General features: G+C 51.0%; 23 protein-coding genes. 17 read left to right on the top strand and 6 right to left on the bottom strand.

Translation table 11 applies throughout. The features are described from left to right. The first annotated feature begins 85 nt into the window (after positions 1-85). From AC0LWN_RS16020 to AC0LWN_RS15970, 11 genes are all read left to right on the top strand, one after another. Positions 86-994, top strand: coding sequence for a L,D-transpeptidase family protein (locus tag AC0LWN_RS16020; RefSeq protein ID WP_474666939.1), 909 nt, complete (start codon positions 86-88; stop codon positions 992-994). Positions 995-1128: 134 nt separating this feature from the next. Next, the gene (locus tag AC0LWN_RS16015) at positions 1129-1905 is read left to right on the top strand and encodes a methyltransferase domain-containing protein (RefSeq protein WP_474666937.1); all 777 of its coding nucleotides are present in this window, start codon (positions 1129-1131) and stop codon (positions 1903-1905) included. Between the two features lie 39 nt (positions 1906-1944). Beyond that, a complete protein-coding gene (locus AC0LWN_RS16010; RefSeq protein ID WP_474666935.1) occupies positions 1945-2673 on the top strand; it encodes a metallophosphoesterase family protein in 729 nt (242 codons plus the stop codon). Next, positions 2663-3199, top strand: a complete 537-nt coding sequence (locus tag AC0LWN_RS16005) for a P-loop NTPase family protein (RefSeq protein WP_474666933.1) — start codon at positions 2663-2665, stop codon at positions 3197-3199. Before AC0LWN_RS16010 ends, AC0LWN_RS16005 begins: the two co-directional genes overlap by 11 nt. A 458-nt stretch (positions 3200-3657) precedes the next feature. Further along, positions 3658-5484 (top strand): ribosomal protection-like ABC-F family protein, encoded by a 1827-nt coding sequence (gene abc-f, locus AC0LWN_RS16000; protein ID WP_474666931.1) that lies wholly within the window; start codon positions 3658-3660, stop codon positions 5482-5484. A 180-nt stretch (positions 5485-5664) separates the two neighbouring features. Continuing rightward, positions 5665-6093: a hypothetical protein gene (locus AC0LWN_RS15995; protein WP_474666929.1), complete on the top strand. Its 429-nt coding sequence runs from the start codon at positions 5665-5667 to the stop codon at positions 6091-6093. Between the two features lie 122 nt (positions 6094-6215). Beyond that, complete coding sequence (locus tag AC0LWN_RS15990) at positions 6216-6767, top strand: RDD family protein (RefSeq protein ID WP_474666927.1); 552 nt, start codon at positions 6216-6218, stop codon at positions 6765-6767. Between the two features lie 230 nt (positions 6768-6997). Beyond that, entirely contained in the window at positions 6998-11692 is a 4695-nt protein-coding gene (locus AC0LWN_RS15985) for a chitobiase/beta-hexosaminidase C-terminal domain-containing protein (protein ID WP_474666925.1), read from the top strand. A 155-nt stretch (positions 11693-11847) separates the two neighbouring features. Continuing rightward, positions 11848-13002, top strand: coding sequence for a winged helix-turn-helix domain-containing protein (locus AC0LWN_RS15980; RefSeq protein WP_474666923.1), 1155 nt, complete (start codon positions 11848-11850; stop codon positions 13000-13002). A gap of 82 nt (positions 13003-13084) precedes the next feature. Beyond that, on the top strand, positions 13085-14398 hold the full coding sequence (locus AC0LWN_RS15975; protein ID WP_474666921.1) for an MFS transporter: 1314 nt from the start codon (positions 13085-13087) through the stop codon (positions 14396-14398). A 406-nt stretch (positions 14399-14804) separates the two neighbouring features. Continuing rightward, entirely contained in the window at positions 14805-15383 is a 579-nt protein-coding gene (locus tag AC0LWN_RS15970) for a histidine phosphatase family protein (protein WP_474666919.1), read from the top strand. A gap of 78 nt (positions 15384-15461) precedes the next feature. Here AC0LWN_RS15970 and AC0LWN_RS15965 read toward each other — a convergent pair whose 3' ends face one another. The 4 genes from AC0LWN_RS15965 to AC0LWN_RS15950 all read right to left on the bottom strand — a co-directional run bounded on the left by AC0LWN_RS15965 (position 15462) and on the right by AC0LWN_RS15950 (position 19088). Next, positions 15462-16040: a hypothetical protein gene (locus AC0LWN_RS15965; RefSeq protein ID WP_474666917.1), complete on the bottom strand. Its 579-nt coding sequence runs from the start codon at positions 16038-16040 to the stop codon at positions 15462-15464. 73 nt (positions 16041-16113) lie between these two features. After that, the gene (locus AC0LWN_RS15960; RefSeq protein ID WP_474666915.1) at positions 16114-16893 is read right to left on the bottom strand and encodes a TatD family hydrolase; all 780 of its coding nucleotides are present in this window, start codon (positions 16891-16893) and stop codon (positions 16114-16116) included. Between the two features lie 36 nt (positions 16894-16929). Next, complete coding sequence (locus AC0LWN_RS15955) at positions 16930-18054, bottom strand: stalk domain-containing protein (protein WP_474666913.1); 1125 nt, start codon at positions 18052-18054, stop codon at positions 16930-16932. Positions 18055-18191: 137 nt separating this feature from the next. Next, on the bottom strand, positions 18192-19088 hold the full coding sequence (locus tag AC0LWN_RS15950; RefSeq protein ID WP_474667127.1) for a LysR substrate-binding domain-containing protein: 897 nt from the start codon (positions 19086-19088) through the stop codon (positions 18192-18194). A 112-nt stretch (positions 19089-19200) separates the two neighbouring features. On the opposite strand from AC0LWN_RS15950, the gene AC0LWN_RS15945 reads away from it, so the two are divergent. Next, on the top strand, positions 19201-19872 hold the full coding sequence (locus AC0LWN_RS15945; RefSeq protein ID WP_474666911.1) for an O-methyltransferase: 672 nt from the start codon (positions 19201-19203) through the stop codon (positions 19870-19872). A 67-nt stretch (positions 19873-19939) separates the two neighbouring features. Here the strand turns inward: AC0LWN_RS15945 and AC0LWN_RS15940 are convergent, their stop codons facing one another. Continuing rightward, the gene (locus AC0LWN_RS15940) at positions 19940-20476 is read right to left on the bottom strand and encodes a DoxX family protein (RefSeq protein WP_474666909.1); all 537 of its coding nucleotides are present in this window, start codon (positions 20474-20476) and stop codon (positions 19940-19942) included. 243 nt (positions 20477-20719) lie between these two features. Between AC0LWN_RS15940 and AC0LWN_RS15935 the strand changes: the two genes are divergently transcribed. The 4 genes from AC0LWN_RS15935 (at position 20720) to AC0LWN_RS15920 (ending at position 22956) form a co-directional block, all read left to right on the top strand. After that, positions 20720-21136, top strand: coding sequence for a MarR family winged helix-turn-helix transcriptional regulator (locus AC0LWN_RS15935; RefSeq protein ID WP_458964595.1), 417 nt, complete (start codon positions 20720-20722; stop codon positions 21134-21136). Positions 21137-21297: 161 nt separating this feature from the next. Then, positions 21298-21882, top strand: a complete 585-nt coding sequence (locus AC0LWN_RS15930) for a sigma-70 family RNA polymerase sigma factor (RefSeq protein ID WP_474666906.1) — start codon at positions 21298-21300, stop codon at positions 21880-21882. Next, complete coding sequence (locus AC0LWN_RS15925; protein ID WP_474666904.1) at positions 21872-22630, top strand: DUF3600 domain-containing protein; 759 nt, start codon at positions 21872-21874, stop codon at positions 22628-22630. The genes AC0LWN_RS15930 and AC0LWN_RS15925 overlap by 11 nt, the downstream gene beginning before the upstream one ends. A gap of 146 nt (positions 22631-22776) precedes the next feature. Then, positions 22777-22956: an aspartyl-phosphate phosphatase Spo0E family protein gene (locus tag AC0LWN_RS15920; protein ID WP_474666902.1), complete on the top strand. Its 180-nt coding sequence runs from the start codon at positions 22777-22779 to the stop codon at positions 22954-22956. Here AC0LWN_RS15920 and AC0LWN_RS15915 read toward each other — a convergent pair. Further along, positions 22930-23505 carry a TetR/AcrR family transcriptional regulator gene (locus tag AC0LWN_RS15915; RefSeq protein WP_474666900.1) on the bottom strand — a complete coding sequence of 192 codons (576 nt, stop codon included), beginning with the start codon at positions 23503-23505 and terminating at the stop codon, positions 22930-22932. The genes AC0LWN_RS15920 and AC0LWN_RS15915 overlap by 27 nt on opposite strands. 301 nt (positions 23506-23806) lie before the next feature. Between AC0LWN_RS15915 and AC0LWN_RS15910 the strand changes: the two genes are divergently transcribed. Further along, complete coding sequence (locus tag AC0LWN_RS15910) at positions 23807-24967, top strand: MFS transporter (RefSeq protein WP_474667125.1); 1161 nt, start codon at positions 23807-23809, stop codon at positions 24965-24967. The last annotated feature ends 147 nt before the right edge of the window (positions 24968-25114 follow it).

Here is a 25114-nt window from a genome sequence, read left to right as displayed (position 1 = left end):
AAGCTGATGTGAAACTTTTGCTGCCTGATTTCGTTTAATAAAAAGGTGATTTCCAGAATCGCCCATTACTTGGAGGTGGGGCAGCATGAATCTGCTGGGTCAATTTTTTAGAACGAAGGGCTTTGTGGCGCGAAGCCTGGCGGTGACACTTGCATTTGTATTTTTGCTTACGGTTTGTTTCACAGGAGCGGTTCCGGCATCGGCGGCATCGTCCTCAGATCTGATTATTGTCAACAAAAAAACGAACACGCTGGGCTATTTCAGCGGCGGCAAGCTGGTCCGGTCCTTTCCGGTTGCCACAGGCAAAAACAAAAGTCTAACGCCTGAAGGCCGCTTCAAAATTGTAGTCAAGATCAAAAACAGACCTTACTATAAGGAGCACATCCCCGGAGGAGATCCGGCCAATCCGCTCGGTGACCGCTGGCTGGGGCTGGAAGTGAACGGTACGAAAGGCACAACGTATGCCATTCACGGCAATAATAATGAATCTTCCATCGGCAAATATGTCAGTGCCGGCTGTATCCGCATGCATAACGATGACATCCACTGGCTGTATCCGAAAGTCGCCAAGAATACAAATGTGGTAATCACCTCTTCAACGCTCAGCATGGAGAGCCTTGCTGTCAAAAGCGGATATTCGCTAGGCTCAACAACAATTGCCGGAACTTTCGTCATTAACGGCAAAGCCGTGAAGCTGAAGGATGAATTCGTGCTGGAGAATTCGCGTGTTTTTGTTCCGCTGAAAGAATCCGTGGCCCTGCTGGGAGGCACGCTGCAGCAAGATCCCGGAACGGGTGCGCTGATCATCACTATAGGGAACCGTACGGCGATGCATAAGCCGCTGACCAATCAAGCAACAGTAAACGGCACAACCGTAGCCATGACCGCATCCAAAAACGTAAATAACCGTCTGTATCTCCCGCTCGGCAGTCTGACAGAGCTGTTTGGGCTACAGTTTAAGTGGAGCAAGCAGGAAGCCACGGTAACATTCTAGGACTAATTTGTACTTTATCCTCTCACCGCAGTAGGTGCAGTGCCTGCTGCGGTCTTTTTATAGTGGAAGGAATTGCAGGATAGATATTGAAGTTATAGAAAGAAAGCAGGGGAGAGGAAGGGGACAGACAGCTTATGCCAATTGATTTTCACGACAGCAGCAACAAATGGAGTTATACTTCACGGACGGCTGAGAACCGGTGGATCAAGATGATTGAGGAGTATGCCCGGCTGCGCAGCAAGCGGGTTCTTGATTTGGGCTGCGGCGGCGGCATCTATTCCAAGGCGCTGGCTGTAGCGGGGGCGGAGCGGGTGACGGCTATGGATTTCTCCCAAGAAATGCTGGAGGGGGCCGCGCGGAACTGTGCGGGGCTTGAAAATATATCATTTGTCCAAGGCAGTGCGCTGGATACCAGGCTGGAGGCTGATACCTTTGATCTGCTGCTGGAGCGTGCCTTGATTCATCATCTTCAGCAGCTTGACCAGTGCTTCGGTGAAGCCTGGAGAGTACTGAAGCCGGGAGGCAGGCTGATTATTCAGGACCGGACTCCCGAAGACAACACGCTGCCGGGAAGCGGAACGCACCTGAGGGGCTACTTTTTCGAAAAATTCCCGCGTCTGCTTGAGCAGGAAACCGGCAGAAGGCATACCAGCAAGCGGGTTCAGGATGAACTGAAGCTTGCCGGCTTTCAGGTCATTGCCGAGCTCAAGTTCTGGGAAACCCGGACAATCTATGAAGATTTCTCCGGGCTGGAGGCTGATCTGTTGAAACGTACGGGACGGTCGATCCTGCATGAGCTGTCAGACGATGAACTCGCCGAACTGCTCGGTTTCATCAAGGCAAGGCTGGGCCAACTGCAGCACATCGAAGAAAAGGACAGATGGACGGTCTGGATTGCCGAGAAAAGGTGAGGCCGGATGATAGAGACTTTTTTTAGGAAGGTGATGGACTTGCCTGCATTTGCAATTCTGACCGACATTCATGGCAATGCTCCAGCGCTGGAAGCGGTGCTGAAGGATATCTCGGACAGGGGAATCCGGCAAATTTTTTGCCTGGGGGATGTGGTAGGCATTGGACCTGACAGCAATCGTGTATTTGAGCTGCTGCTGGGGCAGGAACAGATTTCTTTTGTCAGTGGCAATCATGATTTGGCCGTGCTGGCCGCGTTCCGCAAGGAAGATCCGCCGCCAGGGCATCATGCGGAGAGAAGGCATCATGAATGGGTGGCGGAAAGAATGTATCCCGCTTACATGAAGATAATGAGCAACTGGCAGAAGGCAGTGGATGCAACCATTGGCGGTGTGCCTATGCTTTTTACCCATTATCATCTTGATTCAAATCAGTGGTTTCAGCCGATAGATAACGATCCGAGCACAGATTCGCTGGAACAGATGTATAGTGGGCTGGATTATAAATTGGTCGCCTATGGACATCATCATATAGTCCACCACTTTGAATCGCATAGCAGAACGTTTGTGAATCCGGGGGCGCTGGGCTGTGCCCACTCTCTAGCTTCTATTGCGAGATATGGAATAGTAAATGTCAACACTGACAAGCTGAATGTGCAGTTGTTGGAGATTCCGTATGACAATACGGATTTTATCCGGTCGTATGCAGAACTGGGGGTGCCGGACAAGGATTTTATACTGAAAATATTTCATGGGAGAGATGGATATTAGAATCCGGATTATTGGAAGCTGTGGAAGCGGCAAGTCCTATATTGCCAAAGAACTGTCCAGACGTTACGGGATACCGTGCTATGAAACCGATAATTTTGTATGGGACAGAAGCATTGAAAATTGCAGGAACTCAGTGGAAGTCAGGGACGCTCAGTTAGCGGAAGCCGTGGCCTCCAGCGAGTGGATCATCGAAGGGGCACACTACAAATGGGGGAGCGAGAGCTTCCGGCAGGCGGATGTGATTTTTCTGATCAGACCAGGCAGAGTAGTTCGGGATTTGCGGGTAGTGGGCAGATTCGTCAAGACAAGGCTGGGCCTGGAGCAGGGGAATTACAAGCAAACTTTTAGGAATCTGTATGTGATGCTGTTTGAATGGAACCGCGGCTTTGACCGGGAGGGAGTTCCGGAAATTATGAGGCTGACGGAGCCATTTGCGGAAAAGCTAATTATTGTGAATAACAATCAGGAAATACTGCAACACGTCAGCCGGTATGCTGATTCCGGTGGAGCGCCGTTCTTAAGCTAATGTGCGGGTCCAGTGGTCAACTTTTGTTATAACTGTTCTTGACCTTGTTTCTTGGGATGGGGTTCTTTATACTTTGGGTATTATTGCATTTCGGACAAATACGGAGGTTCACCCAAGCCGATGAATAACTAACACGATTCCTTGTCAAAAGACCTTTTTACTTGTGATGTGCATATGCACAAGCCACGGGACGCCTTTAAAATATAAGACTTTATTTGCTGCGCGCTATAAAGTTTCTGTTTGGGGTGTACGGTCAGGGGATACGTGTGTCGATTGGGGAACTTGCGATGCTTATTACATTTGAAAGCAGCTTGTATGTTGACGGCTTGCCCTGCCATTCAGCGGGGAAATGCGGTCAGCAGTGCTGTTTCAAGGCATCTCCCTCCTTCATACATGTTATGCCGCAGGCCGCCCGCTGCGGTTTTTTTGTATTGTTTTATTGAAGCGGAGGAATGGATATGACCTTGATTAAAGTTAAAAATATACGCAAAGAGTGGAACGGCATCCCGCTGTTTGCGGATGTCTCCTTTGAAATATCCGAGGGGGAACGCGTCCTGCTGTTCGGGCGCAACGGGATTGGCAAGACGACACTGCTGCAGGGTCTGCTCGGCCGGTACTCCTTCGAGGAGGGGACAGTTGCTTACGGGCTTCCGCCAGAGGAATGGGGCGTGCTGGACCAGCAGCTGGATATCTGCTCTGACGTCAGCGCGCTGGAATATGTAATTTCCGGCTCGGCAGAGGTGGCGGCTCTTAAGCGCAGACTGGGAGAACTGAGCCGCAGGCTTCAAGAGTCGGACGGCGGAGATGAAGCTGCAGTGGCCGAATACGGAGAAGTGTATGAACACTATCTGCAATTGGACGGCTATGGCTGGGAGGCCAAGGCGGAAAAGTGTCTTAACCAGCTGAAGCTTAATCCGGCGGAGTGGAGCCTGCCGTATCGCCAGCTTAGCGGCGGACAGAAGACGAGAGTCCAGCTTGCCGCGCTGCTTGCCCGCCAGCCGAAGCTGCTGGTGCTGGATGAGCCGACGAATCATCTGGACGAGGCGACGCTGGTATGGCTGGAGGAATGGGTGCGGAATTATCCCGGCACGGTATTATACGTGTCCCATGACCGCGCCTTTATTGACCGGACAGCCACGGCAGTGCTGGAGCTGAGTCCCCACGGCTGCCGCCGCTATCCGGGAGCCTATATGCAGTACCGCGAACAGAAGGAAGTGGAAGCGCGTACGCTGGCTGTGCAGTACAAGAAACAGGAGCAGGAGAAGGAAAAGCTGCTGGAGAGCATCAGACGGTACGCCGAATGGTTCCAGCAGGCACATCGCGCTGCCGGACAGAATGACTTCCTGCGCGCGAAGTCGAAGAAAAATGTCTCCCGCCTCCATGCCAAGGAGGCCAGCCTGGAACGGCTTCAGCAGAACCGTGTGGAGCTTCCGCAGGCCGCGCCCAAGCTGAGCATGAAGCTGGAAAGCGAAGGCTTCCAGGGCGATACGCTGGCAGCTATGAGCAGCATTCGTTGTGCTTATGACAGTGGTCCTGATCTGCTGGAGAACTTCAATCTTACCTTGCGGCGCGGTGACCGCCTGGCAGTGCTGGGGCCGAACGGTGCCGGCAAGTCCACGCTGCTTAAGCTGATCGCAGGAAGGATAGAGCCTGCCGGTGGCGAGCTGCGTCTGCATCCCCGGACGAAGGTGGGGTATTTTGCCCAGGAGCTGGATGATCTGCCCCTGAATTCTACGATTCTGGACAGTCTGCTGGAGCTGCCGGGTATGACGCAGACCGAGGCGCGGACGATTCTGGGCTGCTTCATGTTCCCCCGGGAGGATGTGTTCAAGCGGATTGGGGATTTAAGTCTTGGTGAGAAATGCCGGGTAGCCTTTCTGCGGCTGTACTTCGGCAGGGCCAATCTGCTGGTGCTGGATGAGCCAACCAATTATCTGGATATCGACACGCGTGAGCGTGTGGAGGAAGCCCTTGCCGCTTATCCAGGTGGACTGGTTATCGTCTCGCATGACCGTTATCTGCACACTAAAGTAGCCAGCAGGCTGCTTTTGCTGGAACGCGGGCGGAAGCCGCAATTCTATCCGGGCACCTATGAGGAGTACGCCGCTAAGGAACGCAGCCGTGTGCTGACTCCAGAAGAGCAGTCCCGCGAGGGTGAGCTGCAGTTACTAGAGCTGCGGCTGGCCCGGCTTATGCACAGTGAGCCCAGCGGGTCGGAAGCAGCGAACCGTGAGCTGATGGCGGAAATTGTGAGTCTGCAGCGAGCGATCCGTGAGCTTAGTTAGATGCCACCGCCACGCAGAAATATACAATAAGTTACAGATCAATGGAGGATAATAGAATATTTTGGCGAAATAAATAGATTAATACAGCCTCTAACCCGGTTCGGACAAAACTTGTCTGTGCCGGGTTGTTTGCTGAACTACACGTGGAAATCACGTAATCTATGAGGGAGGCACTCTCAAATGCGGATGAAGGAAATCAGAATTATGGTAATGCTGCTGCTTCTGTTCAGTCTGGCGGTTCCGGTGCAGTCGACTTCGGCGGCAGCCAAAAATGTGAAAATTAAAGTTACTTTGGTCAGTGCCGAGCTGACGGAAAACAATCATGTAGGAAATGAATGGTACACAGTGGCCAATGCCAACGGTAAAGAGATTGCCGAAGGCGACTCTGTAGTTCTGACTCTGAAATCAACGGACAGCGTGAAGCTTACAGCATACGCGGAAGAACAGGATAAGATCCCGGATTCGGCAAGTAAAGCAGCTTCGATCAAGGTATCGAGTATCACCAAAACTACCACCAAAGCCCTGAAAGTGACTGTAGTCGAAAATCGGGGGCGTTATTCCGGGAACACGGCTACGTGGAAGTTCACTTTTAGCTTAAAGAAGCAATAGTCAGTAGCAGGAGCCGCTGAAAGCGAAGAGGGATATATTTCCGGTTCAGCCAATAGGATAGAAGAGGCGGAGCAGGTGGAAAGGATATTTTGGATGCGTACAGTCCTTGAGGGGAGGCAGCGATGGAGCATAGCGTGGAAGATCAGCTTGAAGAAAGTGATTATGTAGGTTTTTGGAAAAGAGTGCTGATCAGCTTTGTGGATTTTCTTGTCCTGCTGCTTCCGGCATACTTGTTGAATTGGCTTATTGTCGGGGTGGCGGATTATTTTCAATCGGCGATACCGCTGTTTATCCAGTTTCTGCTGCTGTGCGCATTCAATATTTTCATGGTGGTCCGGTATGGCGGTACGCCCGGGAAGCTGCTGTTAAAGGTCCGGATTGTTAATGCCGATGGTACCTTGCCTTCATTGAAGCAGTCCGTGATCCGGTACAGCTTTTTTATAGTAAATTCTTTTTTGGCTTTCGTTGTAACTTTCGGCAATCATATCATCGTTTCCTTTGATAGCCCCATTTCCAACTGGAGCCCGCTTGCTGAAGGATTGAGCTCGATGCTCGGTATTGTCATTACTATTGACTGCGTATGTGTTGCCTTCACGAAGCACAAACGCGCGCTGCATGATCTCATGGCGGGAACCTATGTTATCGAGAAAGCGGCGCTGGATAGTCTTAAGTAAGCCCAGCAGAATCGGTTTTATTTTAAAAAGGGATGGAATTTGGCAGCGGGTGACTGCCGGTTCTATCCCTTTTCTTGCGTTAGATTGGGTGAAATTTAAAATCTCAAAAAAATAAATTTTATTATAATTATTTTGAAGGAATCGTGTAGCCTTTTGTCGAAATATGGAACTATTCGTAGTTTATTTGCCGCTCATCATAGAATTTAATCAATTATTTGGAGGCAGCGATCATGACAAGAGGCTTGAAAGGTTCCGCGCATATCCTTATGGGGATGTTGTTACTGGGGATGATTGGGATTTTATTGGTACGCCCGGCGGATTTGTATGCTGCAAGCTCCACGCCTGACACCTTTACGGCCAAAAGCTATACAAATTTGCCCTCGAGCGCAATGTCGGGGATGGCTTACGGCAACAATGTGTATATCGCTGTCGGATATTACGGGGCGATCATCAAGTCGGCTGATGCGGAAACCTGGGAGAATGTAAAAACCAAGGCCGACATCAATTATTCCGGGGTAACGAATCCCGGGTCGTTTACTTTTAATGGCGTAGCATATGGAAATGGTCTATTTGTAGTGTCCGGGAGTGAAGGGGTAATTTTGACCTCGCCGGACGGAAACACGTGGACACAGCGCACATCCAATGTAAGTACCGGGATATCGAGAGTGGAGTATCTCACTTTTAAAGGAAGCGGTGCTTTTTATGCGACAACACAAGGGAAGCTTCTGACCTCGCCGGATGGAATAATCTGGACTTCTGTCATTCCTGCGGGAGTAGACTCCACGATTTGGTTAACCCAAGTTACTGCTGGTAATAGCGGTTCCAGATTAGCCGTGGGGGGCAGTAATGGAAAAATTTATTCTACCACCGATGGTACAACCTGGACCAATGCGCAGCCTTCAACCGCTGGCGGGCCGTCTTCCGGAACGAATATGCTGACCTGGATGAACGACCGCTACTTTATTTCCGATCCGTCGGCGTATATTTGGACCTCGACAGATTTATCGACCTTTACGCTGGTGGGACCTCCTTTTAAGCAAAATTCCTCACAATACAATAACCAGATGTTCAATGGTTTCTATGATGGTTTGAATTACTACTTGTTCGGCTATGAATCTCCATACTATGGCGCGGTCTACACATCGCCGAATGGAACCACCTGGAGCATGCAGCCGTTCAAAAATAATTTCGTCACCCAGTTCTCAAAGTTTGTGAACGGAAAGTATTTTCGCCTGGGGAATGAAGGGATGCTTGTATCCTCGAATGGCTCTGACTGGAGCTATAAATGGGGCGGGACATTTACTGACATTATTCATGGCAGTGGATCACAGTATATCGCTGTAGGAAAAGAAGGCGCTGACGGGGCAATCTGGACTTCAAGCGACCTGACTGCCTGGAACAAGGTGACGCTGCCTTCAAGGCTTGCGGGATTTACGGCAGCAGCCTACGGCAATAACAAATATGTGGCTATCGGCGAAGGGGCTCAAACCCAAACTGCGCTGGCCACCTCGAATGACGGATCAGCCTGGACCATACAAAATACCTTAAATGATTCGACCTCCATAACGGATATCGCTTTTGGCAATGGGAAATTTGTTGCGGTTGGATCAGGTTCAGGTTCGGCTCCCAAAATAAAAACGTCCACGGACGGCATCACCTGGCATGAGCCTGCTCTGCCCGCACAATCTATAGACGCAGTGTATTCCATAGCGTACACCAATAATCAATTCATTGCGCTGGGATACGGCTATGACGCTCAAGGGTATGTGGATGCTGCCAGCATTTGGACATCTGCAGATGGGGAAACCTGGGTCAACCGGTCCGGCGCGTACCCGAACCAGCAAGACACCTTAATTAATATTCTGTATGACGGAAGCAAATACATTCTGACTGGTTATGATTCAACCACCTACAAAGTCTTCACCCGTACAAGTGATGATCTAACTTCGTGGAGCGCACCAACGGTATTAGATGCTTTTAGCTCTTATGCATCGACAGCAACACTTGGGCAAAAGGGCAATAACGTCTATATGCTGGTAACGGATAACAATAATGTTCCAGTGATTTATTACACCAATGATCACGGCTCAACCTGGCAGGATGCCGGAATCGATATGTCAGGTATTGATCCAAATGCGATCTATTCACTGCTGGATGTAAATGGTGAAGTGCTGATCTCCGGCAACTCGCAGTTGGTAATGACTACTGCGGGAGCTATGGCGCAAGTAGACGCGCCGACCGCAAACCCAGCCGGAGGAGCGGTAGCGTCTGGCACAACCGTGGCGCTGAGCACGGCAACAAGCGGAGCAACGATTTACTACACGACAGATGGCAGCACGCCGACCAGCGGCAGCACGGTGTATAGCGCGCCAATTCCATTGACAAGCGCGAAAACGATCAAGGCCATCGCCGTGAAATCGGGGATGGTAGACAGCCCCGTGTTGAGCGAAGCCTACACGATTATGGCGCAAGTCGACGCGCCAACCGCGAACCCGGCTGGAGGCGCGGTAGCGTCCGGCACAACTGTAACGCTGAGCACGACGACGAGCGGAGCGACGATCTACTACACGACGGATGGCAGCACGCCGACCAGCGGCAGCGCAGTCTACAGCGCGCCGATTTCATTGACGAGCGCGAAGACCATTAAGGCCATCGCCGTGAAAGCGGGGATGGTAGATAGTCCCGTGTTGAGCGAAGCCTACACGATTATAGCGGATCAGAACAGTACTATTAATCCGGTGAGTGCCAGCTTTGATAAAAACGTGGCTAACCAGGCTGACGTGACAACAGCGCTGACGCTTAACGGCAATACACTTATTAGTATTTCGAACGGTGTGGCTTACCTTTCACTGGGAACAGACTACACTTTGTCCGGCAGCACGGTAACAATCAAAAAAGAATTTTTGGCTACCCTGGCAGAGGGGAGCACTAGCCTGACCTTCAACTTCAGCGCGGGAGCCGCGCAAACACTGAATATCGCAATGACTGACACAACCTTGCCGCTTCCTGGGGCACCACTCTTGCAATCTGCTTTTGCAGGCAACGGGGAAGTCAGCTTGTTCTGGACTCCGGTGGACGGTTCGACGGGGTACAAAATATTCCAGAGACTTGCTTCCGCCGCTTATGGCAGTGAAATTGCCACTGTTGGGGGTTCGGTATACAGCTATACAGCGACTGGGCTAAATAATGGAACAGCATATTATTTTGTGGTCAAAGCAACCAATCCGGAAGGTGACAGCGCGGCCTCTAATGAAAGAAGCGCATTTCCAAACACGGTTCCGGGCGCGCCGACCGGTGTAACCGCCAGTTCCGGGAACGGGCAAGCGGTGGTATCTTTTACCGCTCCTGAAATTAACGGAGGCAGTACGATCACGGGGTATGAGGTTACATCCTCACCTGGCAATGTTGTCGCTGTTGGAACCGGCAGTCCGATTACCATCACAGGGCTGGTCAATGGAACGACCTATACGTTTACAGTAAAAGCGATCAATAGCGCAGGCAGCAGTGCCGCTTCTGCTTTGTCAAACGTTGTAACACCGAACGCTCCTTCCGGTGGCGATGGAGGCACTCCAACTACTGGGCCTGTGGTAACACCAACACCAGTACCAACACCAGTACCAACACCGGTACCAACGCCAGTACCAGCACCAGTATCAACACCAACACCAGCGGACAACGGGTTCAATATACTTGTGAACGGCAAGCTGGAAAATGCGGGAATAGTAACTAACGCCGTAGTAAACGGGCAGACGGTTATGACCGTAGCTGTTGATCAGACCAAGCTGGAAGAGAAGCTCGCTGCTGAAGGCCAGGGCGCGGTAATTACCATTCCGGTAAATACAAGTGCAGATGTTGTCATTGGCCTAGTGAATGGGGAAATGGTCAAGAGTATGGATGAAAAGCAGGCGGTGCTGGAGCTGAAGAGAGGAAATACAACCTATACTCTGCCTGCCCGCCAGATCAATATTGATGACATTTCGAAACAACTTGGAGCCTCGGTTGCACTGAAGGATATAACCATTCAGATTGAAATCGCCACTCCAGCAGACGATACATTAAGAACAGTGGGGAATTCGGCTGTTAAGGGAGAATTCACGCTTGTGGCTCCTCCGCTTAACTTCGTGGTACGGGCTATGTATGGCAATAGCACAATCGAATTGTCTAAATTCAACGCATATGTTGAGCGGATGATTGCTCTTCCAGATGGCGTTGACCCTAATAGAATTACAACCGGGGTTGTGGTAGAACCGGACGGCTCGGTAAGACATGTGCCCACTAAGGTGACTACGATTAACCAAAAGTATTATGCAAAAGTGAACAGCCTAACCAACAGCACCTACTCCATAATCTGGCATCCGCTCGAATTCAAGGATGTATCCGGGCACTGGGCCAAGGATATCGTGAATAATATGGGATCGCGCATGATTATTGACGGTACAGGAAATGGCATGTTTACACCGGATGCGGATATTACACGGGCTGAATTCGCCGCAATCATTGTACGCGGACTTGGACTGAAGCTGGAGAACAGCGCAGCGCCATTCACCGATGTGAAGGCTTCGGATTGGTACAGCGGTGCAGTTCAGACGGCATACGCAGCCAACTTGATTAACGGGTTCGAAGATGGAACCTTCCGTCCGGCAGACAAGATTACCCGGGAACAGGCGATGACGATCATTGCCAAAGCGATGAAGATCACCGCGCTAAGAGACAAGCTTCCGGGCAAAGCAGCAGATGAGCTGCTGAGTCCATTTACGGATGCTGGCAGTGTTTCGCAGTGGGCAGCAAGCAGTGCTGCGGACAGTATCGAGTCCGGCATTGTTTCCGGTAGAAGCGCTACTACGCTGGCTCCTCAGGCGTATATTACAAGAGCCGAAGTTGCCGCGATCATCCAAAGATTGCTGCAGAAGTCCAATCTGATTTAAGCAAGATACACTTTATCCAATGTATGCCTCCTGGCTGCTTTGCTATAGCAGCCAGGGGGCATTTTTTATCCTGAAGCTTAGAGCCGCTATCGTTTGCCGATTCCGGGCCTGCTATAATACTTTCATGGACTTATCCCCGGAAAAGAGGTTCGGTTATGCTTCTCGAATTTAACGAAAGCGAATATAAGGTCACTGCAGGCGGGATTGCGCTGGAGCTGCTGCCCAAGGAATTCGCGCTGCTTCAGTTTTTATACCGTAACAGAGGGCGCACGTTCAGCCGGGAGCAGCTCCTGGATAACGTGTGGCCGCTGGAGTATCCGGTAGAGCGGACGGTGGACGACCATATTTACCGGCTGCGCAAAAAGCTCCGCGGGCTTGGCGGTCTGGACATCAGAACCGTCCGCGGCTTCGGCTACAGTCTGACGCTGCCGGGCTCTCCCGCAGGGGTTGCGCTGAACCCGACAGCAAATGACCCGGAGCTGCGCGAGACGATGCGCGAAGTGTTCTCCAGGTTCCATGTATACGGGCAAGGCAGATCCATGCTGACGCTGGCACGGCAGCAGGACATTCTCGGCTACGAGCTTGATCCGCATTATGCTATGGTTATTCATTTTGTGCAGGGAGATTTGGACTGGCTGCTGCATACGGAGGAGGTTCCGCGTGCGGAAAGGCTTTTTTATCTGCTTCTATTTTATATTTTCTCTGGTGATCCCAAGGTGAAGCTAAACTATTGCGAGCAGCTAATCTCCCGGAAATTGCTGCTTCCTCACTACCAGCTTGAGCTGGAGATTCTGACCATTCTGGATTTGTTCACCCTTGCGGGAGAACCTGAGCGGGCGCTGGAGCGTCTGAAACGGTCGTATCAGGTAATTGCTGCGCCTGAATTTGAAAATTTCATTCCAGTGACGAAGATTACGGAGCTTTTTGTGCATCTGGTGGCGGGAACCGGGGATGAGGAGCTTAAGCGGATGGACGAAGAGATTGAAACCATCCTGCATGAGAAGCCTTTTTTACGGGAAATCGGGAGCTACAAGGTTGTAAAGGGACTTTGGCATTCACAGCGCGGACAATCGCGGGAGGCGGAGAAGCTGATGGATGAAGGGCTGCAGGTGCTGGAAATGTCCGGATTCGTTCCGCTTAGGCTCTACGCACTGTACAGAATTTTTCACTTCTGCCGCATATTCCCGCCCCAGAAGGCTTTGCAGCACAAATATGACAACCTGTTTGCCTCCGCGCTTGAGCAATCCGGGGTGAACCGGTTAGGCCAGCCTCTGGAAGCCATACTGCAGCGGCTGCTGCAGGTCCCCTGATATTTCTCTGACAATTCTCCGTTACAGTTGGAGCAGAAAGAAGACAGCTATATGATTCTGACTGCACCTGGAGGAATGTAAAATGGAGGCTTCAACTAAGCAGGCGGCCAGCCTGCTGCACAACAAAGTATACATGCGCGTGTACAGCGCCTTTGCCACGGCAACCTTTGGCGATTGGTTCGACACCCTGGCCATTCAGGTGCTTGTCGGCTACCGCTGGCAGGTCAGCCCGCTGATGCTGGCGCTGATCCCGGTATCTATGGCGCTGCCGGGCATTCTGCTCGGCTCCGTCGCCGGGGTTGCCGCCGACCGGCTGAACAAGCTGAAGCTGATGCGGATGTGCGATTTGCTAACGGCATTCCTGACCGTACTGGTGCTGTTTGCCCCGAATATGCTCTGGTTGCTGCCCCTGCTGGCGGTGCGTTCCGCGATTTCCACGCTGAATGTGCCTGCGCAGCAGTCGCTGACCCGCAGCATTGTCAGGGAGGATCAACTGCTGCAGGCGGCTTCCCTGAACGGGATCGTGAACCAGGGCTCCAAAATTGCCGGCCCCTTGCTGGGTGGCGTGGCGCTTACCCTGCTTACCCCGCAGTGGTGTATTTTATTAAATGCCCTGCTGCGGGTCGGCTCCTATCTGCTGCTGCTCTCTGTAAAGAACATTCGCACAGAAGAAGAGAACGAGGCGGTGAAGGTGCAGGAAGAACGGGTGCCGCTTCGCACGATGTGGAAGGAGGGCTGGAGCTTTATGCTGCGCAGCCGCCTGCTGCTGCATACCATGCTGTTCGGACTCGCCGGGGCGCTGGCGATCCAGATCGTTGATTTTCAGTTCACTAGCCTGTTCCGTGTGCTCTCGCCGGCCAATGAATCCTTGCTGGGCTGGATGGTGGCTGCATCCGGAGTAGGGGCCGTACTGATCATTATTCTATTGAACAGACTGAACCCGGGAACGGGGTATAGCTGGAGGCTTGGGATGGGTTATGTGCTGATCGGCGGACCGATTGCAGGTCTTGGGCTGCTCCAGCCTGGTGCGCCGGCCTTCTGGGTGCTGCTGTTCGGATTCATACTGGGCATCGGGAATGGGATGTTTTTTGTTACCTTCAATTATTGCCTGCAAAAAGAAACACCTCCCCACATGACCGGACGCGTATTCGGCATCCAAAGCACAGTGCTTGGCGTCGTGATGATTGCAGCTCCTTTACTTGGAGGACTCTTCGTAGAGCTTGCCGGACCTGGCCGTATTTTTGTTAATTTCGGGATGGTCCAGGTCCTGCTTGGACTGGTTGGCATCGTGTTCGGGCGGGTGCTGTGGCCGGTGGTGAAGACGCAGCGGACTGACATTGCAGCACTGCCCCAGCCTTCTGATAACGCTGATGCCCGGCTGGAGCAGCATGGTTAGATTATTTTTTCAGAGATAATTGCAGTTTGTACAGTAAGAATGACCTTACAAAACCAAAAATCACGTTTTACTGCACTTCGTACAGCTATAAATCCTATTTTGCTTGATAAATACGGTTTTCGCGGAATTTTATTGTATGAAATACATTTAAAGCTCTGATAGCCGCTATTTTAGGCGCTATAGCTGTACGAAGTACATTTAGCAGTCGTGGGGGATCTGGTATGGGGGATATCTGGCATGCAATTTCTGCCGCTCTCAAGCGATCCAATAAGCACTCCTGCCAAGCCCAATCGGGCTTTTTTCTTTTGTTATGGAGGAATATGGATAGTCCAGGCGAATGTGTAAGAGGGAAGGGCATGCAGCAGACATGGTATTTTGTAGATGGACATACATTAAGGAGGCTCTAATGGCAACTGTTATTTATATGGTACGGCATGGCGAATCCATCAAAACTTCGGGCAATGAAAGATCGCGCGGGCTGTCGGCACTTGGGGAAAAGGATGCGCGGAGAGTGACGGAGCGGTTGCGGAAGGAAGGCATACATACGCTGTACAGCAGCCCTTATATTCGGGCGGTTGACACGATTGCCGGATTGGCAGAGGAGCTTGGGCAAGAGGTTCGTATCGTTGAAGACCTGAAAGAAAGATGCTGGACGGATGATGAGAGGACGCTGCCGGATCATGAATTGTATCCCTATCTGGAGCAAATGTTCGCGGAGCCGGACTTTGTGCTCTCAGGTGGTGGGGAGTCCAATAACGACTGTAAGACCCGGGCCGTACAAGCGCTGAAGGAGATCCTGCACCAGCACAAGGACGAAAAAATAGTCATCGGCACCCATGGCATGGTGATGACGCTGATGATGAATCATTTTGCCGGAGAATATGGGCTGGATTTTCTGCTTCAGACCTCCAAGCCGGATATTTACCGGATGGAATTCATGGGTGAAGAGCTGATCCAGGTAGAGAGACTGCTGCTTAACGATTGATGTGCAATGTGCAGATCAAATCCGTTGGTCAGGCGCATGAGGCCAAGGTTATGATGGGCGGCCCCATGCGCCTGTTCTTTACATACCGGATTGTACAGGAACGATGAACTTGGTCTCATGCAGCTTCAGATGCGAATCATATGCGCCGACATTAAACTGAACGGTAGCGGCCTTCTGATCATAAAACGCGTACACCCAGGTAGCATTATGCACACTTTTACCGGATTCAACATTGATGGCGCGGTCTTCGCCGGGAACTACTAAAGTATAATGAGAGCCGTCTGCCGTATTATCGGCGTTCTTAGCATCATTCAGGTAAAAGTTTGCTTTGGAAAAGGCCAACGGCTCTCTGCCGGCCGGACGAAGGTTCTTGTAGCTGTAATCGACGATCAGCACCTGTTGGGCGGGCTTATAACCGTCTGCCTCGTTGGCACGGAGCGGAGTTTCACGGATTGAATTCACTGTAAATTCCCATTCACCCTTCACCTTCCATGTCTCACCGGCATGATACACCTTGGCAGGTTTGGCTGTAGAAGCAGGGACAGGGGCGGCGGATATTGCAGCAGAGGCTGGGAAAGTTGCGAGCACTGCGGTCAAGCTGCCAATCAGCAGGAAGGCCGATAATAGACCGGCAGCAGTTGTTTTTTTTATTGTCATGATGGATTCAATCCTTTCTTCAATCGCCAATTTGCTAAAAAATTCACCGCACGACCGTTTCATCACAGATCAGCTACAACTGGTAAAATCGCACCGTATTAGCAGTCAGATGAGCCTCCGCCTCAGCGATAGAGTATCCGTGCAGCCTGCCCCATGCGGCGGCAACGTCATGAACCATCGCCGGATGAGTAGGTCGTCCGGCAAAAGGCCCCTCGAACGGCCAAGGCCCGTCCGTCTCGGCCATCACCAGCTCCGGCGGATAACGCCGCGCCAGCTCCTGAATCTCCGGTTCGTATAGAATGTCAGGGGTGAAGGAGATGTAATAGCCGCGCTGGATCATCCGGGCGACCGCTTCCTCCGGCCCTTTGAACCAATGGAAATGCGCCTTTGTAATACCATGCTTCTCCAGCATATCGCAGACGGTCAGTGCATCCTCGTACACGGCATGCAGTACAACCGGCTTGTCCAGACGGGTGGCAAGCGCAAGCAGGGAATCAAGAATCCGGAGATAAGGCTCCATTTCAAAAGCTTCACCTCTTGCCAGCGCCTCGGCCCGTGAATAGTAAGGCAGACCGATTTCGCCTACAGCAACCATGTCCCCGGCATGCTGCCCGATCCACGACAGCAGCGCCGTAAGCTCAGCTTCCGCCGGAACCGGCTGCTCGGGATGGAAGCCGTAGGCTGGCTTCACCCGCCCCAGACCCTTCGCGGCGATGCCTTGTGTACGGATGCAAGAGTCGAGGTTCATTGAGACCGCAATCAGTGCTTCGATAGCCTGCTCAGGCAGTTCTTGCAGCATAACCTCCAGCTCTTCATCCTTATATTGATCAAGATGAATATGGGCATCAATCATGGTATCATCCTCCATTGCGCTTTGCTCTATGTAGTCCTACTTTTCAACGTACTGTTTGTTGGTATCATCCGGTTCGAATGTTATCGTATCCAGTACCATTCCTGTGCTGCCTAGCTTGTAGTCCAGCTTCAGAGTACCTATACTCTCTGTCAATCCAACATTTACGCTCGTCTCCGCCTTCAGCTTCCCATTCTCCACTTTATAATAGGTAACTGCTCCAATTCCTGCCTTGGTGCCGAAGTAATCGAGTCCGCCATCTCCGGCGCGGCCAGGAAGTCTTAGCGTAACCTTCGAAGGAGAAGCACCTGCAAGCTCAAGCCGGACCAGCACATCGTTATGATCGAGCGAAATTGTGGAGGATACGGCATCAGTGGCGGCTTTTTCCGCAGCAGGCACCACAAGCTCCTTCCACTGCTCCGGCTTGACGACATGGATCTCCTGCTGAACGATTCCGGTTCCTGTGCCAAGGGTGAATATCACCGTGGCTTCCGGCTTCCCGTCATTATCTACATCGGCATAGATCAGCTCCGGCGGATAACTGACAAGTCGCGGCGCTTCCCATTTGAAGCTGTGTTTCTTGCCATTTACTTCAAGTATGAATCCTTTATAGGTGTTGCCGTCCTTCAGTGCAGTGTATAGCTTAACCCGGGAGTTGCCTGCTGCAACCGCAAGCGGCTCTTTGGGAATCCGCTTGGTTGTGCTGACATCTCCAGACGTAATGGATACTCCATTTCCAGAAGCTGTAAGCTTGGGTTCGGCCCCGGTGAGCTGCTCCACTGTTCTGGCAGGAATATACACATGCCCTCCCCTCAAAAGAACAGGACCTTCCTGTACATCCTCATAACTACCGTCCGTCTGCGTATAGCTGACTTGTATGGCTGCGCTGCCGGGCGTAAGAATCGTTTGGGAACTGTTATTGGTTAGGGTGAGTTTTTTGTGGGTATTATCCCACTTCAGTTCAAATGGATAATATTCCAGCAGCGCCCTTGCAGGAACATACAAGAGCTTTGCGGAAGTGAAGGGATGAAGCTGGGGGAGGACCGCTTGTCCGTCTATTGTCAGCGTGAGCGGTGAGGCGGCAGAAATCGTATCTATATCGGGAGCTGCCGCACATCCGGCAATGAGCAGGGCGAGTGCGGAAGCGGCTAGAATTTTTTTCACAGAATAACCTCCAGAGTCTACAAGTTCCAATCTGTTCAATTATACTGTAAAACATCCGCTCCGGGGCCAAAATCTGTTAACGATAAGAAGACAAGTCTGTTACATTTGTGTTGTGCAGGAAGACGGTGGCTCGTTCGCTACAGATCGGGCGGGAAGTTGCGGCAGATTTCAATAAATTGCTGCAGCGCTGCGGGCAGAGATTCATTGCTGCGTGTACAGATGGCAATATGATTGCTTAGCTGAATGCCCTCTACCCGCACACGGGACAGTTGCCTCCGTTCCACATATTCACGCACTGCCAGAGAGGAGATGAAGTTTGCCCCGTATCCGGCCATCACCGAACGAATAGCTTCGCCTAGACCGCTGAATTGCAAAGTGACCTGCGGCGGCTTCAGCCCATAGGTCGTGCATAAGGAGACAAGACGTGCCCTTGTCGAGCTGCCTTCCTCACGCATAATGAACGGCTCCAGCATCATTTCCGTCAGTGACACCGTACGGTTTGCATAGGGGTGGGATGGAGAGACCACGAACCACAGCTCATCCTCAAAAAGCCCCATCCAGTCGATATCTTCCGGCTTGTCCCGGGCTCCCCCTCCATAAAAGGCAACGTCGGCTTCATGCCGCTTCAATTGTTCAAAAGCCTGCTGGGAATTGGTTGTTGTAATCACCATTTCAATCTCGGGATGTCCGGCCTTGAACCTTGCAGCCCAGCCGGGAATCAGGAAGTTCGCCGGAAGGTAGGTGGCGGCAATGCGGAGCTTTCCTTTTCTGCCCTGGCGGTAATCCTCCACAAATGCATCAATTTGTTCCTCGTAGGTGAAGAAATTACTTGCCTGCTTCGCGAGCTCTACCCCAAACGGAGTAAGCGAAATTCCCCGTCCACGGGGATTAAACAGGGTCAGACCCAAGTCCTTCTCGAATTTTTTGATCTGGCTGGTAACTGCCGGCTGGCTGATGTTGAGCCGGGCTGCCGCCTTAGTGACGCTTCCTGTCTCGGCAACATAATAAAAAAGTCTCAGAGCATGAATATTGATGAGTTTCTCCTCCTTATATAATCAAAATTTATGTATTATACAAAAACATATATTAGTATTATGAATTATTTTAAACTATATTAAAGGCAGATCCAATAAGGAGGTAAACGAAATGGGAGAATTGAACACATGGAGCAAGGTCGATGAGTATTTCAATGACAAGCTGCTGGCAACCGACTCGGTACTGGCTGCTGTACTGGCTGCGAATGCAGGCGCCGGATTGCCGGCGATTGATGTTGCACCCAATCAAGGGAAGCTGCTGTATCTGCTGGCTAAGATGAGAGGGGCGGCAAATATTCTGGAGATCGGCACGCTGGGCGGCTACAGCACGATCTGGCTGGCCCGGGCCTTGCCGGAAGAGGGAAAACTGGTCTCGCTTGAATCTGAACATAAGCATGTTGCCGTGGCTGAGGACAATCTGAGATTAGCGAAGCTGGAAGGTAAAGCTGAAGTGATTGAAGGCCCGGCACTTGAGACTCTGGCGGCACTTGAGGCCCGGGGGGTTAATTCTTTTGACTTCATCTTTATTGATGCCGATAAACCGAACAATCCGCATTACCTGAAGTGGGCGCTGAAGCTGGCCCGTCCGGGAGCGGTGATTATAGCCGACAATGTGGTACGTGAAGGTGAGGTCATTCAAGCGGGCAGTACGGATGAACGGGTGCAAGGCATTCGTCAATTTATGGATCTGCTGTCGGCCGAGCCGCGGATAGAGGCAACTGCACTGCAGACAGTAGGCAGCAAAGGGTACGATGGCTTTGTGATTGGAGTTGTCACAGCATGACAATGACCCGCAGAGAAGGACGCTAGTGCTGTCCTTGCCTGCGGGTCATTATAGGATTATGCTTCATTTATACGGAACGCTTCATTGCCGAAGCGGGTGCAGCAGAGTTAAAAGTGACATTTTGATTTTTTTTGCCGAAGAGCTTGCGCAGGTATGGCAGCACCCAGTAATCCAAGCCGATCTTGCCGGCATTGGCGGCGGAGACAATGATGATGACTTCCATCAGCAGAAGCTGTACGTTGGTGCTGACCGTACCCGAGAGCAGGTAGGAAGCGTTCATGACAAGTCCCATCAGCGCGGCGAAGGTAGTGAACGTACCCAGGATCAGCCCAAGTCCTACAAGAAACTCACCGTAAGGAATGAGAACATTGAAGAAGCTCACATTCGGCAGTGCGGCATGCTGGAGAAAATTGGCCCACCAGGTCTGTACAGAGGCATCTTCACCGACACTCTTGGCAATGGCTCCTTTCAGGAAGCCTGAAGCATCAAATCCTCCGGTCAGCTTATGCCAGCCGGCCTCAATCCATTGGTAACCTACGTAAATGCGTACTATAGTGAGCAGCACCATTGCTGCCTTATTGTTGCGGAACCAGTTGTTGAACATTATCTCCACTCCTCCAGGTTTCTCTTTGTTTGTGTTATCGGATGATCATCTTCGACACCTTCATGATAAGTGAAAAATTTCACAACAGGTGTGATAAAAGTCACAAAAATCAAAGAAATTTTTATATAAAACTAATTTTTTAGTTAAAATTCACAGAATGTACACTGCTCGTCCGATTTTGATTTTTAGGAGTTGAAAAGGAAGGGGGTTGACACATATTTTGTATAAATTTAACATGGGGGAATGAATGAAAATAATATTTTGGCTACTATCGGTCATATTCACCGGCGTGGGAACAAGTTTATTGAGCGTGAACTTAAGAAACATAATCTTCATGGCATAGCGCCTTCGCACGGAGACATTCTGTATCAGCTGTTTGCCCGGGAAGACATTACGATGAACCAGCTTTCCTGTTCCATTGATAAGGACAAGTCCACAATCACGGTATTGGTAGATAAATTAGTGCGTCTCGAATACGTGAAACGGGAGCAGGACCAGATGGATGGACGGATTTTCCGCTTGTCGCTTACTCCCAAGGGCCGGGAGCTTCAGCCGATATTTGAGGAGATCTCAAGAACACTGCTGGCAGCAGTCTATGAGGAGTTCGCACCGGAGGAGAAGCAGCAGCTGGTTGCATTGCTTGCGAAGATTAAGCTGTGAAGAATCCGGCTTGAAGGAGTGAATCGGATAAGTAACATTAGAAGACTTTCCATAAAGGGAGGTCTTGTTTTTTTGTGTGGTGCGCCCCTCGCCAAAAATAAATCGAACGAAAATAACGCTTCCTGCCAATACATAGTGTAAGCCAGAAGGGGGAATGACGGATGGAGAATACAGCTGAATATTCGCAGCTCATTGCGCTCACGCTAGCCGGCAGCCGTGAAGCATATGGTGAGTTATACGAAGCGACTGTTCGCGATGTCTACAGAACCGTGCGTTTCCTCGTTTCCGAGCCTTCCGATGCTGACGATGTGGTACAGGAAATCTATATTGAGCTGCACCGCTCGTTGGGGCAGTATGACGGGATGCGGGACTTCAGGCCTTGGCTGATGGGACTGGTCATGCGGCAGATTCATGCTTACCGGCGAAAGGGCTGGAGGCATTTCAGGATTATGCAGAAAGCTGAGCAGACTGGCCTGGTCATAGAAAATGATTTCGCCGGCGAGGTCATTGACCGTTTATCCAGCCGTGCTCTGCTCGACAAGGTGAACCGGTTGCCGTACAAGCTGAAACAGGTTATTATTCTGCATTACCTGGAGGAGTACTCCCAGGAAGAGATTGCCGCAATACTGAATATCCCGCTTGGAACTGTCAAATCCCGAATTCATGCTGCACTGCAGAAGCTGCGCCGGAAGCATAAGGCTGACACTATTAGAATAGGGAAGGTGGAGGATCTGCATGAGTCTTGAGGAGAACCTGCGGCGGACGCTACTGGAAGAAGCTGAAGGCTGGAGCGCCCCACCGGAACTGAAGGGGAAGATCCTAGAGCGGACCACACCCGGACAAGGGGGAAGACATATGAAGAAATGGCTAATAGCTACGATAATAGCGGCATCGCTTATCATCCCGACTGGAGTCTATGCAGGATACAATTATTTGGCTGATTCCATGTATGGCTCAAAGGATAACTTTATTCAAAACGTAGGCACGCTTGAGCAGTATGAGAAGCTTGAAGCCAAGCTGCAGCAGGCACAGATGAGCCTGAGCAAGGAGGACTTCAGCGCACTATCTTCCTTGCTGCATGAGCTTGGCGGCTTCAATCTGAAAATGGCGGATAAGGCAGGCAGCCTTCACCCCGAGAAGTTAAGCGCTGCTGACCGGAAGAGCTATAATAGGCTGACTGCAGAGCTTGAGCCTTACTTTGCCAAACTGATTGAAGGCGGAACATCGCAAGAACCGGTGGAGCAGCTTAACCCCGGCGCGTTCTGGGATGAGCAGCTTGCCAAAGCGCAGCAAACCTTCAGCGGGAAAGAACTGGCACAGGTCGAGCAATTAATCGGCGAGTTGAAGGATATGAATGATAAAGTTACGGACCCGGATGGCAGCATTCATATGGATCGTCTGTCAGACGCAGATAAGAAAAACCAGGAACAGCTTATCGAACAGCTTAATCCGTATCTGAACAAGCTGGGAATCTCGATCAAACCAAGCTCTTAAGCACTCCAGATATTCATGACAAAGCAAAACCACCGGAGAAGGCATACCCTTGTTTTCCGGTGGTTTTTTGTTATTCTGTACTGCACTTCCAATGATATCTTCTAGTTTTACATAACCTTCTAAAATACCTAAAGGAGGTTTTGTAGATGAATAATTTGGATATCATTCAGAAGCGCATTGAAGCGGAGCGCAGGAAGCTGAATGAGATGGAAGCAATCTATGGGCTGCTGCATCCGAAAGTGATCAAGCAATCCATGAAGCTGGACGAACTGATCAATGAATATACAAGAGAAGAGCCGCTACACTCCAGTCCCTCCGAACGCTAACGCAAGCAGCTTGTCTACAAATTCTCCATCCAGTGTATCCCCTGTAATCAGAAGCCGGTAAAATATCGGTCCATACATAAGATCAATACTGCAGGCAATATCCAGATCCTCTTTCAGTTCCCCACGGGCTACGCCACGCTCCAGCAATTGTCTTGCCTCTTGACGGCGCGGTGCAAAAAATCTCGTCCGGTAAGCCTCGGCAAGGCCGGTATCGAATTGTCCTTCGCCAATCAGCTCGGTAATCACCTTTCCTTCACGGCTGCACAGAAAATGGGTCAGATTCGTCGCATGTATTCTAATATCCTCCTGCACTGAACCAGTGTCCGGCACTGGAAGTCTGGCGGAAGCGGCGGACAAGTAGCCGTCCATTACTACGGCCGCTTTGTTAGGCCACCATTTATAGATGGTAGCTTTGCTGACTTTAGCCCGTTCTGCAATTTTCTCTACAGTCACCGCTCCAAATCCCGCCTCCAGCAGCAAATCATATGAAGCCGCAAGAATGGAAGCCTCCGCTTCATTATTCCGTGGACGTCCTCTTTTTTTATCCATAAGTCATACCTCCTGATCGAATATACTCTTCCCAACCGGCTTAATAAAGAAACTATACGTACATTATACAAAATAATGCATCAAGTTTGCCAGTCTAACAAAGGATTAGCTGTAGAAAGTAGACGGCCAAATAAATTATTTGTATTTGCCTATTTACAAAACTGTACGTTCAGTATATTATAAAGCCATAATTAATAAACCAAACGTTCAGTATTTAAAAGTGAAAGGTGGAATTTCTATGAATCAGGTAAATCAAGTGAACCGTGTGAACCATGCGAAGGAGCGTGCGGAAAGTAAAACCATGCCCGGCTGGATCACTTTTCTGCTGGCGGCATCCTGCGGACTTATTGTAGCTAATCTGTACTATGCCCAGACGCTGGTTGGACCGATCAGCGAAGCTACACATCTCTCTTCCGGTGCAGCAGGTCTGATTGTGACGCTGACGCAGATTGGCTATGTAATTGGTCTGTTGTTTGTGGTTCCGCTTAGCGATATCATTGAAAATCGCCGTTTGACGGTGGCCTCGCTGCTTGTCGTGTTCGTTGCCCTGGTTGTGGCTACAATGGCCCCCAATGCACCGATCTTTCTGGCAGCCGCTCTGTTCATCGGTCTCGGCTCTGTGGCCGCACAGGTTCTGGTGCCATATGCTTCATATTTAGCTGCTGAAGAGCATCGCGGACGCGTAGTGGGCAATGTGATGAGCGGCCTGCTGCTCGGTATTATGTTCGCCCGCCCGCTGGCAAGCTTTGTCTCCGGCCTTTGGGGCTGGCATGCAATCTTTGCTATATCCGCTGTAGTGATTGCACTGTTGACTCTTCTGTTATCCCGCGTTCTTCCCAAACGGCAGCCTGTGCCTACTATGAACTACGGCGGACTGATTCGTTCCCTGGGAACTCTTCTGAAGAACACTCCTGTGCTGCGACGCCGGGCGATTTATCAAGCCAGTCTGTTCGGAACCTTCAGCTTGTTCTGGACTACCGTTTCCTTGCGGCTGGCCGATACGTATCATCTGACCCAGCAGGGTATTGCCTTGTTTGCTCTGGCCGGCGTAGCTGGGGCAGTCGCTGCTCCAATCGCCGGAAGATGGGCTGACCGGGGCTGGACGAGACCGCTGACCGGGCTTGCGTTTATACTTGCGGCGGCGGCTTTTTTAATCGCTTATCTGTTTCAGAATGATTCCAGAGTCACTCTCGGGCTGCTGGTTCTGGCGGCTATTCTGCTGGATATGGGCGTTTCGGGTAATTTGGTGCTTGGTCAACGGGCGATTTATTCACTCGGCAGCGAAGCGAGAGGCCGCTTGAACGGACTGTTTATGGCGATTTTCTTCATCGGAGGAGCTATTGGCTCTTCACTGGGGGGCTGGGCGTATGCTTACGGCGGCTGGGGGTTGACCACTCTGATCGGAATGGCGCTGCCGATTGCAGCATTCCTGTACTATTTAACGGAGCGTAAACAAGGGTAAAGGTTGTATTGTTCAAAGAAGTGCCCGGGCAGGCTGCATGAGCCAGTCTGCCCGGGCACTTCTTTTTTTCGTGAAATCATTAAATTCCCCTCCGTATGTAATGAAACGGTATATACTTGCGTATTAGCTGAAGTAAGTAACTTGGCC

It is taken from the genome of Paenibacillus sp. sgz302115 (assembly GCF_056120445.1).
This window is presented reverse-complemented; position numbering and strand designations above follow the sequence as displayed.

Bases quoted from the DNA above. Each gene is read 5' to 3' on its own strand.
- AC0LWN_RS16020 (WP_474666939.1), top strand. From the start codon at position 86: ATGAATCTGCTGGGTCAATTTTTTAGAACGAAGGGCTTTGTGGCGCGA.
- AC0LWN_RS16015 (WP_474666937.1), top strand. From the start codon at position 1,129: ATGCCAATTGATTTTCACGACAGCAGCAACAAATGGAGTTATACTTCA.
- AC0LWN_RS16005 (WP_474666933.1), top strand. From the start codon at position 2,663: ATGGATATTAGAATCCGGATTATTGGAAGCTGTGGAAGCGGCAAGTCC.
- abc-f (WP_474666931.1), top strand. From the start codon at position 3,658: ATGACCTTGATTAAAGTTAAAAATATACGCAAAGAGTGGAACGGCATC.
- AC0LWN_RS15995 (WP_474666929.1), top strand. From the start codon at position 5,665: ATGCGGATGAAGGAAATCAGAATTATGGTAATGCTGCTGCTTCTGTTC.
- AC0LWN_RS15990 (WP_474666927.1), top strand. From the start codon at position 6,216: ATGGAGCATAGCGTGGAAGATCAGCTTGAAGAAAGTGATTATGTAGGT.
- AC0LWN_RS15985 (WP_474666925.1), top strand. From the start codon at position 6,998: ATGACAAGAGGCTTGAAAGGTTCCGCGCATATCCTTATGGGGATGTTG.
- AC0LWN_RS15980 (WP_474666923.1), top strand. From the start codon at position 11,848: ATGCTTCTCGAATTTAACGAAAGCGAATATAAGGTCACTGCAGGCGGG.
- AC0LWN_RS15975 (WP_474666921.1), top strand. From the start codon at position 13,085: ATGGAGGCTTCAACTAAGCAGGCGGCCAGCCTGCTGCACAACAAAGTA.
- AC0LWN_RS15970 (WP_474666919.1), top strand. From the start codon at position 14,805: ATGGCAACTGTTATTTATATGGTACGGCATGGCGAATCCATCAAAACT.
- AC0LWN_RS15965 (WP_474666917.1), bottom strand. From the start codon at position 16,040: ATGACAATAAAAAAAACAACTGCTGCCGGTCTATTATCGGCCTTCCTG.
- AC0LWN_RS15960 (WP_474666915.1), bottom strand. From the start codon at position 16,893: ATGATTGATGCCCATATTCATCTTGATCAATATAAGGATGAAGAGCTG.
- AC0LWN_RS15945 (WP_474666911.1), top strand. From the start codon at position 19,201: ATGGGAGAATTGAACACATGGAGCAAGGTCGATGAGTATTTCAATGAC.
- AC0LWN_RS15940 (WP_474666909.1), bottom strand. From the start codon at position 20,476: ATGTTCAACAACTGGTTCCGCAACAATAAGGCAGCAATGGTGCTGCTC.
- AC0LWN_RS15935 (WP_458964595.1), top strand. From the start codon at position 20,720: ATGAATGAAAATAATATTTTGGCTACTATCGGTCATATTCACCGGCGT.
- AC0LWN_RS15930 (WP_474666906.1), top strand. From the start codon at position 21,298: ATGGAGAATACAGCTGAATATTCGCAGCTCATTGCGCTCACGCTAGCC.
- AC0LWN_RS15925 (WP_474666904.1), top strand. From the start codon at position 21,872: ATGAGTCTTGAGGAGAACCTGCGGCGGACGCTACTGGAAGAAGCTGAA.
- AC0LWN_RS15920 (WP_474666902.1), top strand. From the start codon at position 22,777: ATGAATAATTTGGATATCATTCAGAAGCGCATTGAAGCGGAGCGCAGG.
- AC0LWN_RS15915 (WP_474666900.1), bottom strand. From the start codon at position 23,505: ATGGATAAAAAAAGAGGACGTCCACGGAATAATGAAGCGGAGGCTTCC.
- AC0LWN_RS15910 (WP_474667125.1), top strand. From the start codon at position 23,807: ATGCCCGGCTGGATCACTTTTCTGCTGGCGGCATCCTGCGGACTTATT.